General features: G+C 40.5%; 11 protein-coding genes. All 11 read left to right on the top strand.

All coding sequences use genetic code 11. The features are described 5' to 3' along the window. The first annotated feature begins 88 nt into the window (after positions 1-88). Positions 89-3,721, top strand: coding sequence for a DNA-directed RNA polymerase subunit beta' (gene rpoC / locus ACFP65_RS02530; protein WP_379915601.1), 3,633 nt, complete (start codon positions 89-91; stop codon positions 3,719-3,721). 383 nt (positions 3,722-4,104) lie between these two features. Further along, complete coding sequence (rpsL, locus tag ACFP65_RS02525; protein WP_225744931.1) at positions 4,105-4,515, top strand: 30S ribosomal protein S12; 411 nt, start codon at positions 4,105-4,107, stop codon at positions 4,513-4,515. Positions 4,516-4,573: 58 nt separating this feature from the next. Further along, positions 4,574-5,044 (top strand): 30S ribosomal protein S7, encoded by a 471-nt coding sequence (gene rpsG, locus ACFP65_RS02520; RefSeq protein ID WP_225744930.1) that lies wholly within the window; start codon positions 4,574-4,576, stop codon positions 5,042-5,044. A gap of 137 nt (positions 5,045-5,181) precedes the next feature. Next, on the top strand, positions 5,182-7,275 hold the full coding sequence (gene fusA / locus ACFP65_RS02515) for an elongation factor G (RefSeq protein WP_379915598.1): 2,094 nt from the start codon (positions 5,182-5,184) through the stop codon (positions 7,273-7,275). Between the two features lie 133 nt (positions 7,276-7,408). Next, entirely contained in the window at positions 7,409-8,593 is a 1,185-nt protein-coding gene (gene tuf, locus ACFP65_RS02510; protein ID WP_225744928.1) for an elongation factor Tu, read from the top strand. A 421-nt stretch (positions 8,594-9,014) separates the two neighbouring features. Beyond that, positions 9,015-9,323 carry a 30S ribosomal protein S10 gene (rpsJ, locus tag ACFP65_RS02505; protein WP_072693478.1) on the top strand — a complete coding sequence of 103 codons (309 nt, stop codon included), beginning with the start codon at positions 9,015-9,017 and terminating at the stop codon, positions 9,321-9,323. 32 nt (positions 9,324-9,355) lie between these two features. Beyond that, positions 9,356-9,994 carry a 50S ribosomal protein L3 gene (rplC, locus tag ACFP65_RS02500; RefSeq protein WP_225744927.1) on the top strand — a complete coding sequence of 213 codons (639 nt, stop codon included), beginning with the start codon at positions 9,356-9,358 and terminating at the stop codon, positions 9,992-9,994. A 26-nt stretch (positions 9,995-10,020) separates the two neighbouring features. Beyond that, positions 10,021-10,644, top strand: a complete 624-nt coding sequence (gene rplD, locus ACFP65_RS02495) for a 50S ribosomal protein L4 (RefSeq protein WP_379915595.1) — start codon at positions 10,021-10,023, stop codon at positions 10,642-10,644. Beyond that, positions 10,644-10,937: a 50S ribosomal protein L23 gene (gene rplW, locus ACFP65_RS02490; RefSeq protein ID WP_225744925.1), complete on the top strand. Its 294-nt coding sequence runs from the start codon at positions 10,644-10,646 to the stop codon at positions 10,935-10,937. The genes rplD and rplW overlap by 1 nt, the downstream gene beginning before the upstream one ends. Before the next feature lie 53 nt (positions 10,938-10,990). Then, entirely contained in the window at positions 10,991-11,821 is an 831-nt protein-coding gene (gene rplB, locus ACFP65_RS02485; protein WP_225744924.1) for a 50S ribosomal protein L2, read from the top strand. A gap of 53 nt (positions 11,822-11,874) precedes the next feature. After that, a complete protein-coding gene (rpsS, locus tag ACFP65_RS02480; RefSeq protein ID WP_225744923.1) occupies positions 11,875-12,150 on the top strand; it encodes a 30S ribosomal protein S19 in 276 nt (91 codons plus the stop codon). Positions 12,151-12,156: the final 6 nt, after the last annotated feature.

The raw sequence follows: 12,156 nt of genomic DNA, 5'->3' as shown, positions 1-12,156 counted from the left end.
GGCCTTGCCCCGTTCTCTCGACTGCCTAGCACCGTCTTGTTCTGGAGCTTTAGGGCAGCTCACAATCTAATAAAGGGAGGTCGCCCCTTTGATCGATGTTAATAATTTTGAAAGTATTCAAATTGGATTAGCTTCACCAGACAAGATCCGTAGCTGGTCTTTTGGAGAAGTTAAAAAACCAGAAACAATCAATTACCGAACACTTAAACCTGAAAAAGATGGACTATTTTGTGAAAGAATTTTTGGACCAACCAAAGATTACGAATGTTCTTGTGGAAAATACAAACGAGTGCACTATAAAGGCATCGTCTGTGACCGCTGTGGCGTAGAAGTCACTAAATCTAAAGTACGTCGTGAACGTATGGGACATTTAGAACTTGCTGCACCAGTAACACACATCTGGTACTTTAAAGGTATTCCAAGTCGAATGGGTCTTGTACTTGATATGAGTCCTCGTGCACTGGAAGAAATCATCTATTTTGCATCTTATGTTGTAACAGATGCTGGTGATACACCACTTGAGAAAAAACAACTAATGACTGAACGCGAATACCGTGAGCGTCGTGCACAGTATGGAAATGATTTCCAAGCTGAAATCGGAGCTGAAGCAATCAAAACATTATTAAACGATGTTGACCTTGTGGAAGAAGTTGCAGAACTCAAAGAGCTTTTACAGTCAGCAACTGGACAAAAACGTACGAGAGCGGTTCGCCGTCTAGATATCTTAGAAGCTTTCCGTAACTCTGGTAACCACCCATCATGGATGGTTATGGATGTTGTTCCTGTTATTCCTCCTGAACTTAGACCGATGGTTCAACTTGAAGGTGGACGTTTTGCAACAAGTGATTTAAATGACCTTTACAGACGTGTAATCAACCGTAACAACCGTCTGAAAAGATTATTAGACTTGAATGCACCACACATCATTGTTCAAAACGAGAAGCGTATGCTACAAGAAGCGGTAGATGCTTTAGTAGATAACGGTCGTCGTGGACGTGCTGTAACTGGACCAGGTAACCGTCCTCTTAAATCTCTTTCGCATATGCTTAAAGGAAAACAAGGACGTTTCCGTCAAAACTTACTAGGTAAACGTGTAGATTATTCTGGACGTTCCGTTATCGTAGTAGGACCAAGCCTTAAAATGTATCAATGTGGGCTTCCAAAAGAAATGGCAATCGAACTCTTCAAACCTTTCGTAATGAGAGAACTTGTTGCAAGAGACATTGCAAACAATATTAAAAATGCTAAACGTAAAGTAGAGCGTTTGGATGAAGAAATCTGGGAAGTTCTTGAAGATGTTATTCGTGAGCACCCAGTTCTTCTTAACCGAGCACCTACATTACACCGTTTGGGAATTCAAGCTTTTGAACCAATCTTAGTAGAAGGAAAAGCGATTCGTCTTCACCCATTAGTATGTGAGGCATACAATGCCGATTTTGATGGGGACCAAATGGCGGTTCACGTACCTCTAAGTGATGAAGCCCAAGCAGAAGCTCGTATTTTAATGCTTGGTGCTCAAAATATCTTGAACCCTAAAGATGGTAAGCCAGTTGTAACACCATCTCAGGATATGGTTTTAGGTAACTACTACCTGACTATGGAAGATGCAGAACGCGAAGGCGAAGGCATGATCTTCTCAAGCACGTCTGAAGCGATTCAAGCTTACCAAAGTGGTTATGTACATTTACACTCACGGGTAGGGATTCACACATCAGCTATCCAAAACAAACCATTCACAGAATGGCAAAAAGACAAGTACTTGATTACAACTGTCGGAAAATTGATCTTTAACGAGATTATGCCTGCAGAGTTCCCGTACTTGAATGAACCAACGCAAGTTAACCTTGAGAAACAAACACCAGATCATTATTTTGTTGCTTATGGTACCAACATTCCTGAGCACATCAAAAATCAAGAAATCGTTAAACCATTCAAGAAAAATAACTTAGGAAATGTAATCGCGGAAGTCTTCAAACGTTTCCACGTTACAGAAACTTCTAAAATGCTCGATCTTATGAAAAACCTTGGATACAAATATTCAACTAAATCAGGGATCACTGTAGGTATTGCGGATATTTCCAACCTAAAAGAAAAAGAAGAAATTCTTGAAAAAGCACATGAGCAAGTAGATCGCATTGATGCTTCTCACAGACGTGGTCTGATTACAGAAGAAGAACGTTATACTTCAGTTATCAATGTCTGGACTAAGACAAAAGATCTTATCCAAAACCACTTAATGAACTCATTGGATCCACATAACAACATCTTTATGATGAGTGATTCAGGAGCTCGTGGTAATATTTCCAACTTTACCCAATTAGCTGGTATGCGTGGATTGATGGCCGCTCCAAGTGGACGTATCATGGAATTACCGATTACTTCTAACTTCCGTGAAGGACTTTCAGTTCTTGAGATGTTCATCTCTACCCACGGTGCTCGTAAAGGTATGACGGATACGGCTCTTAAAACAGCCGATTCTGGTTACTTGACTCGTCGTCTAGTAGATGTTGCACAAGATGTCATCATCCGTGAAGACGATTGTGGAACAAAACGTGGACTTCTTGTTACAGCAATCAAAGATGGTAACGAAGAAATCGAACCACTTGAAGACCGCATTATCGGACGTTACGCTCGTAAAACAGTTAAGCATCCTCAAACTGGTGCAGTAATGGTTGCAGAAAACGAATTGATTACAGAAGATCTTACAAAAGAAATCATTGAAGCAGGAATTGAAGAAGTTACGATTCGTTCCGTATTCAACTGTAATACAAATCACGGTGTATGTAAGAAATGTTATGGTCGTAACTTAGCAACTGGCCGTAAAGTAGAAGTTGGAGAAGCAGTTGGAACAATTGCTGCTCAATCTATCGGACAACCAGGTACTCAGTTGACAATGCGTACATTCCATACCGGTGGGGTTGCCGGAGACGATATTACACAAGGTTTACCTCGTGTACAAGAGATCTTTGAGGCACGTCACCCTAAAGGACAAGCGATGATCACTGAAGTTACCGGAGAAATTGCATCAATCGATGAAAATCCATCTGAACGTACTAAAGACATTGTAGTTAAAGGTGCAACGGATACACGTACCTATACACTACCAATCAATGCGCGTCTTCGTGTTAAAGAAGGAAGCTTTATCGAACGTGGAGATGCCTTTAATGATGGTTCAGTAGATCCTAAAGAATTATTGGCCGTTAGTAATGTACTCAAATTACAAAATTATTTATTACAAGAAGTTCAAAGAGCCTACCGTAGCCAAGGGGTAGAAATCGGAGATAAACACGTTGAAGTTATGGTTCGTCAGATGCTACGTAAAGTACGCGTACTGGATCCAGGTGACACAACAATTCTTCCAGGTAACTTGATGGATATTCACGATTTCAAAGATCAGAACAAAGCGACATTATTATCAGGTGGACTACCAGCGACTGCTCGTCCTGTTTTACTGGGTATCACAAAAGCATCACTTGAAACGAATAGTTTCTTATCAGCTGCTTCGTTCCAGGAAACAACACGAGTGTTAACAGATGCTGCCATTCGTGGTAAAAATGATCAACTGATCGGATTGAAAGAGAATGTTATTATCGGTAAGAGAATTCCAGCCGGAACAGGCATGAAAGTCTATAACCAGATAAAACCAAAAAGTGTCGGCGTTGTAAGCGAAAATGTTTACAGCATCAATGATGAAATTAGTTCATCAACTATCGAAGAATAAAACAGTGATGAGACGAGCGGGAAACAGTATCCCGCTCGAAACTCGTCTTTATATAAAAAAAGTCAATCAGGATGTTGACAGCCCATTCTAGACGTGGTACTATTCTAGAGGTGCTTTTGTGTACAGATTCCTGTTCTAGATCGTTTAAGCTCGATAGAGTCAACAGTCGTTCAGACTGGAATACAAGAGCCGTTAATGTACCGCACAATTAGGTACAGTTCCTCAATATTAGATTCTAGACATTGCGTCTTAAGCTGATATAGAGTGGATGAATATTATCGCTAACGAAGCGATACTTTCTTTTGCTCAAAGAAGAACCGCCTGGATGTGTGGGTCTAGAAAAACCATTATTCATAAGAAAATCCGGAAGGAGGAAACAGAAAATGCCTACTATTAATCAATTGATTCGTAAACCTCGTAAATCAAAGATCGTTAAATCTGAATCACCAGCATTGAACAGAGGATATAACACTCAGAAACGTAAACAAACAACTGTATATTCTCCACAAAAACGTGGTGTTTGTACTCGTGTAGGAACAATGACTCCTAAGAAACCAAACTCTGCGCTACGTAAATATGCTCGTGTTCGTTTATCTAACATGATTGAAGTAACTGCATACATTCCAGGAGAAGGACACAACTTGCAAGAACACAGTGTTGTCTTGCTTCGTGGAGGACGTGTAAAAGATTTACCGGGAGTTCGTTACCACATCGTTCGTGGTGCGCTTGATACTGCTGGAGTTACTGATCGTAAACAAGGCCGTTCTAAATACGGTACTAAAAAACCTAGCTAAAGCGGGTTAACTAAAAAAATAAACTTTTAAATTACACTCTATGAAAGGAGGAATTTACATGCCTCGTAAAGGTCCTGTTACAAAACGTGACGTGTTACCAGATCCAATTTATAATTCTAAATTAGTTTCTCGTTTAATCAACCGTTTAATGGTTGACGGAAAACGTGGAAAAGCTTCTACAATTTTATATGATGCATTCGCTGCTATCAAAGAACAAACTGGAAATGATCCAATCGAAGTGTTTGAAGAAGCATTGAAGAACATCATGCCAGTTCTTGAGGTTAAAGCTCGCCGTGTTGGGGGTTCTAACTACCAAGTACCAGTAGAAGTACGTCCTGATCGTCGTACGACACTAGCATTGCGCTGGTTAGTAAGCTACGCTCGTCTTCGTGGAGAAAATACCATGGAAGATCGTCTAGCTAAAGAAATCATGGATGCAGCTAACAACACTGGAGCATCTGTTCGTAAACGTGAAGAAATGCACCGTATGGCTGAAGCTAATAAAGCTTTCGCTCACTACCGTTGGTAATATAAATCAGGAATGTGTTCAGCAGAGGTTGTTTCTTGTTTTCAAGAAACAATGCTTACTGACTCATTCTTTTATGCTGTATAACCGATTCATGTATATACATGAACTGAATGAATTAAAGAGAGGTGTAGAGACAAGTGGCTAAAAGAAAGTTCCCTCTAGAAAAAACACGTAATATTGGTATTATGGCGCATATCGATGCGGGTAAAACTACTACTACTGAACGTATTCTTTATTATACTGGTCGTATCCACAAAATTGGTGAAACACACGAAGGTGCTTCGCAAATGGACTGGATGGAACAGGAACAAGAACGTGGAATTACAATCACTTCAGCAGCTACAACTGCTCAGTGGAATAATCACCGCGTAAACATCATCGATACACCTGGTCACGTGGATTTTACCGTTGAGGTAGAACGTTCACTACGTGTACTTGATGGTGCCGTTGCAGTACTAGATGCACAATCTGGTGTAGAGCCTCAAACTGAAACAGTTTGGCGTCAAGCTACAACTTATGGTGTTCCTCGTATCGTATTCGTAAATAAAATGGATAAACTAGGTGCAAACTTCTTAGATGCTAACCATTCTATGCATGACCGTCTTATGGCTAATGCTCATCCTATCCAGTTACCAATCGGTGCTGAAGATGACTTTAGCGGAATCATTGACTTGGTTCGTATGAAAGCTTTCATGTATGGTAATGACTTGGGAACTGAAATTTCTGAAGAAGAAATTCCAGCTGACCACATGGAATTAGCAGAAGAATGGCGTACTAAATTAGTTGAAGCTGTTGCTGAAATGGATGAAGATCTAATGATGCAATACCTTGAAGGAGAAGAAATCTCTGAAGAGCAACTAAAAGAAGGTATCCGTAAAGCAACATTGAGCGTTGAATTCTACCCAGTTTTAGTAGGATCAGCATTCAAAAATAAAGGTGTACAATTGCTATTAGATGCGGTTGTTGACTACCTTCCTTCTCCACTTGACGTTCCTGCAATCCAAGGACACGCTCAAAGAGATCCAGAAGAAGTCATCGAACGTACTGCTGGCGATGACAAACCTTTCTCAGCATTAGCATTTAAAGTTATGACTGACCCTTATGTAGGTCGTTTGACATTCTTCCGTGTATACTCTGGTACTCTTGAGTCTGGATCATACATCTTGAATGCAACAAAAGACTCTCGTGAGCGTGTAGGTCGTATCCTGCAAATGCACGCAAACTCTCGTGAAGAGATTCCTGAAGTATTCTCTGGAGATATCGCTGCAGCAGTTGGATTGAAAGATACAACTACTGGTGACACTTTATGTGACACTGACAGTCCGGTTATCCTTGAATCAATGGACTTCCCTGATCCAGTTATCCAAGTAGCGATTGAACCTAAATCAAAAGCTGACCAAGATAAAATGGGTATTGCGTTGCAAAAACTAGCGGAAGAAGATCCTACTTTCCGTGCTGAAACAGATCAAGAAACTGGAGAAACACTAATTTCTGGTATGGGTGAGTTACACTTAGACATCATCGTTGACCGTATGAAACGCGAATTCAAAGTTGAAGCTAACGTTGGAGCTCCTCAAGTATCTTATCGTGAAACATTCACTAAACAAGTACAATCAGAAGGTAAATTTGTTCGTCAGTCTGGTGGTAAAGGTCAATTCGGTCACGTATGGATTGAATTTACTCCAAACGAAGAAGGAGCAGGTTTCGAATTTGAGGATGCTGTTGTCGGTGGGGTTGTTCCACGTGAATACATTCCTGCAGTTAAAGCTGGACTAGAAGCTTCTCTAGATAACGGAGTATTAGCTGGATATCCATTAGTGGATGTTAAAGCGAAACTTTATGATGGTTCTTATCACGATGTCGATTCAAATGAAACGGCATTTAAAGTAGCAGCTTCGCTTGCACTTAAAAATGCAGCTCAAAAAGCTGGTGCAGTAATTCTTGAGCCAATCATGGCTGTAGATGTTACAGTTCCTGAAGATTACATGGGTGATATCATGGGTCACATTTCTGCACGTCGTGGAAATATTGAAGGTTCTGAACAACGTGGTAACTCAATGATCGTTAGAGGAATGATTCCTTTAGCTGAAATGTTTGGTTATGCAACTACACTACGATCTGCTACTCAAGGACGTGGAACATTCTCTATGCAATTTGACCACTATGATCAAGTGCCTAAGAGTATTGCTGAAGAAATCATCAAGAAAAATGGCGGTTCTGGCGCAGAATAATTTATTCTGTGCAACCGCTCAAACTGATTGATTAATGAATCATTAATCGGTATAATTATATGTGATAAAATGGTTTGAAGACTATGTTCTCATACCAATTAAAGGAACACAATCTAAGGAGGAAATGTTTAAAATGGCTAAACAAAAATTTGACCGTACGAAACAACATATGAACATTGGTACAATCGGACACGTTGACCACGGTAAAACAACTTTAACTGCTGCAATCACTACTGTATTATCTAAAAAAGGATATGCAGAAGCACAAGCATACGACAGCATTGACGGAGCTGCAGAAGAAAAAGAACGTGGAATCACTATCTCTACTTCTCACGTTGAGTATGAAACTGATACTCGTCACTATGCACACGTTGACTGCCCAGGTCACGCGGATTACGTTAAAAACATGATCACTGGTGCTGCTCAAATGGACGGAGCTATCTTGGTAGTTTCTGCTGCTGATGGCCCAATGCCTCAAACTCGTGAGCACATCTTGCTTTCACGTCAAGTAGGTGTTCCATACATCGTTGTTTTCTTAAACAAGGTTGATATGGTTGATGATGAAGAATTACTAGAATTAGTTGAAATGGAAGTTCGTGACTTATTATCTGAATACGAATTCCCAGGCGACGACATTCCTGTAGTTGCTGGATCAGCACTTAAAGCTCTAGAAGGCGACGACGCTTACGAGCAAAAAATTCTTGATCTTATGGAAGAAGTAGATAACTACATTCCAGCTCCAGAACGTGACGCTGACAGACCATTCATGATGCCAGTTGAGGATGTATTCTCAATTACTGGACGTGGAACGGTTGCAACTGGACGTGTTGAGTCTGGTAAAGTTTCTGTTGGTGACGAAATTGAAGTTATCGGTATTAAAGATACTGCTAAAACAACTGTTACTGGTGTTGAAATGTTCCGTAAATTGTTAGATTACGCTGAAGCGGGAGATAACATTGGAGCACTTTTACGTGGTATGTCACGTGATGACATCGAACGTGGACAAGTACTAGCTAAACCAGGTTCAATTACTCCACATACTGTTTTTGACGCTGAAGTTTATGTTCTTTCAAAAGAAGAGGGTGGACGTCACACTCCATTCTTCACTAACTACCGTCCTCAGTTCTACTTCCGTACAACTGATGTAACTGGTATTGTTGAATTAAACGAAGGTACTGAAATGGTTATGCCTGGAGACAACACAACTATGAAAGTTAGCCTTATTGCACCAATCGCTGTAGAAGACGGAACTAAATTCACTATTCGTGAAGGTGGCCGTACTGTTGGAGCGGGCGTTGTAACTAAGATCGTAGAATAATTTTTATTCTTTCGATATTCGCTTAACAATTAAATGGAGCGTCATTTCGGATTCGTCCGAAGTGACGCTTTTTTATTTCAATGATAATAAAGAATATGGGTATATACTATAGAAGAAACACGTTCAAACAGCATGTTAGAAAAAGAAAAAGTATCGTAAAAAAGAAATCTTCCTTTTTTATAAAATATTTTAAAAAAGGCTTGCTTCTTTATTGTATTGTATGTATACTTGTATAGGTGTCTGCGAGGTACTTATTTTTGTGCGAATCAGAATGATTTAGTGCAAGAGGGGTAATAACTTCAGATCCAGGGCTTTGAAGCGAGAGGTTGCGACACACCCGGGTGCATTGCCATGGTGGGTGAGTTGGAAAAATTTTCGTGGAGCTAGGTTTATTTTTTAAATAAGCGAAGGAGGGAAAAACATGGCAAAACAAAAGATTCGTATTCGTTTGAAAGCATATGAACACCGTGTGCTTGATCAATCTGCTGACAAAATTGTAGAAACGGCAAAAAGAACTGGGGCAACTGTTTCAGGTCCAATTCCATTACCTACAGAACGTAAATTGTATACAATTATCCGTTCACCGCATAAATACAAAGATTCACGTGAGCAATTCGAAATGCGCACACACAAACGTCTAATCGACATCGTGAACCCAACACCGAAAACAGTTGATGCTTTAACTAAGCTAGACTTACCATCAGGTGTGGACATCGAAATCAAATTATAATACTAAAAAAATCATATAACGGAGGTGTACTCATGACCAAAGGAATCTTAGGTAAAAAAGTCGGAATGACACAAATTTTTAGCGAAACAGGAGAATTAGTTCCTGTAACAGTAATCGAAGCAGCTCCTAACGTAGTTTTACAAGTTAAAACAATGGCAACTGACGGTTATAACTCAGTTCAATTAGGATTCGACGACAAACGCGAAGTACTATCAAACAAACCGGCACAAGGTCATGTTAAGAAAGCTAACACGACTCCTAAGCGCTTCATTAGAGAATTACGAGATGCTGAGCTTGGAGACGTCGAAGTAGGAAACGAAATTACAGTAGCAACATTCGCAGAAGGCGACATTGTGGATGTTACTGGGACTTCAAAAGGTAAAGGATTCCAAGGTGTTATCAAACGCCACGGACAATCACGTGGGCCTGAAACTCACGGATCTCGTTATCACCGTCGTCCTGGTTCAATGGGTGGCGCATCTGATCCATCACGCGTATTCCCTGGTAAGAAATTAGCAGGACGTATGGGTGGGGACACAGTAACTGTTCAAAACCTTGAAATTGTACGTGTTGACGCTGAGCGTAACGTATTATTAATTAAAGGTAATGTACCAGGAGCTAAAAAATCACTTATTCAAATCCAATCTGCACTTAAAGCAGGAAACAAGTAATAGATTAGGAAGGGAGGACAAGCAGAATGCCAACTGTAGCGTTATACAAACAAGATGGAACGCAAAATGGTGAAGTAACATTAAATGATGCAGTCTTTGGTATCGAACCAAACGAAAGTGTCGTATTTGATGCAATTACCATGCAACGCGCTTCTTTAAGACAAGGAACACACGCGGTTAAAAACCGTAGTGCAGTACGAGGCGGTGGACGTAAACCGTGGCGTCAAAAAGGAACTGGACGTGCTCGTCAAGGGTCTATCCGTTCACCACAATGGCGTGGAGGTGGAGTAGTCTTCGGACCAACACCACGTTCATATGGCTATAAATTACCGAAAAAAGTTCGTCGTTTAGCGATTAGATCAGTACTTTCAACTAAAGTAGCAGATCAAGAGTTAGTCGTAGTAGATGGTTTGAACTTTGACGCACCAAAAACTAAAGAGTTCAGAGCTGTTCTAACAAACTTAGATGCTGGCAAAAAGGTCTTAGTAGTGTTGGAAAACGACAATGAATTTGCAGCGCTGTCAGCTCGCAACCTTCCAGGGGTAAAAGTTGTTGCACCAAACAACGTATCTGTACTGGACGTAGTTGCTCATGACAAGCTCATCTTAACGAAGGCTGCTCTGGAAAAAGTAGAGGAGGCACTTCAATAATGAATGCACGTGACGTAATTTTACGCCCGATCATCACTGAAGCTTCTATGAATGCTATGGACGATAAAAAGTACACATTCGAAGTAGATGTTCGCGCTAAGAAAACTACAGTAAAACAAGCAATCGAAGAAATCTTCGATGTTAAAGTGAAAAAAGTAAACATCATCAACACTGCTCCAAAACCAAAACGTATGGGTCGTTACATGGGCTATACTAAAAAACGTCGTAAAGCAATTGTTACTTTAACGACTGAATCGAATGATATTACTATCTTCGGAGAAGAAAACGAATAAGCACTTACTTCTAAATAAGTAAGTCATATGATTATTACAAGGAGGGAATTTGCGTGGCGATTAAAAAGTACAAACCTACCACAAACGGACGTCGTAACATGACTGGGTCAGATTTCGCTGAAATCACAACTAGCACACCAGAAAAAACTTTGCTAGCTCCAAGCCCAAAACGTGCTGGACGTAACAACAAAGGTAGAATCACTGTCCGTCATCAAGGCGGCGGCCACAAGCAAAGATACCGTATTATTGATTTCAAACGTCAAAAAGATGGCGTTCGCGGTATTGTAAAAACAGTTGAGTATGATCCAAACCGCTCAGCAAACATTTCATTGATCCAATACGAAGATGGTGTTAAAACTTACATTTTAGCTCCTAAAGGTATCGAAGTTGGACAAAGCATTATGTCTGGTGAAGATGTAGATATCAAAGTTGGTAATGCACTTCCACTAGCAAACATTCCTGTTGGTTCTGTTATCCACAACATCGAGTTGAAACCTGGTAAAGGTGGACAATTAGCTCGTTCAGCTGGAACTTCTGCTCAAATCCTTGGTAAAGAAGGAAAATACGTATTAGTACGTTTGAGATCTGGAGAAAGCCGTCTGATTCTTGCTAGCTGCCGTGCAACACTTGGTTCAGTTGGTAACGAACAACACGAATTAATTAACATTGGTAAAGCCGGTCGTAACCGTTGGAAAGGCAAACGTCCTTCAGTTCGTGGATCTGTAATGAACCCGAATGATCACCCACACGGTGGTGGTGAAGGTAAAGCTCCAATCGGACGTCCAAGTCCGATGACTCCATGGGGTAAACCTACTCTTGGTAAGAAAACACGTAATGGTAAGAATCGTTCAGATAAACTTATCGTTCGTCGTCGTAAAAAGTAATTTAAAACTTAAATGAAGAAAATTCAGGATTTATCCTGGAAGGAGGGCAATACATGAGCCGTAGTTTGAAAAAGGGACCTTTCGTCGATGCTCATTTGATGAAAAAAGTTCGTGAACTTGGTGAAGACAACAAACGTGTTATCAAAACATGGTCACGTCGCTCAACGATCTTCCCGAACTTTGTAGGTCACACCATTGCCGTATATGATGGAAGAAAACACGTGCCAGTTTATGTTCAAGAGGACATGGTTGGTCACAAACTTGGTGAATTCGCACCAACAAGAACATACCGTGGACACGGTAAAGATGATCGCACAACTAAACGTTAATAGCGA

Source organism: Marinilactibacillus sp. GCM10026970 (genome assembly GCF_042660675.1).
Lineage (GTDB): Bacteria > Bacillota > Bacilli > Lactobacillales > Carnobacteriaceae_A > Marinilactibacillus.
This window is presented reverse-complemented; position numbering and strand designations above follow the sequence as displayed.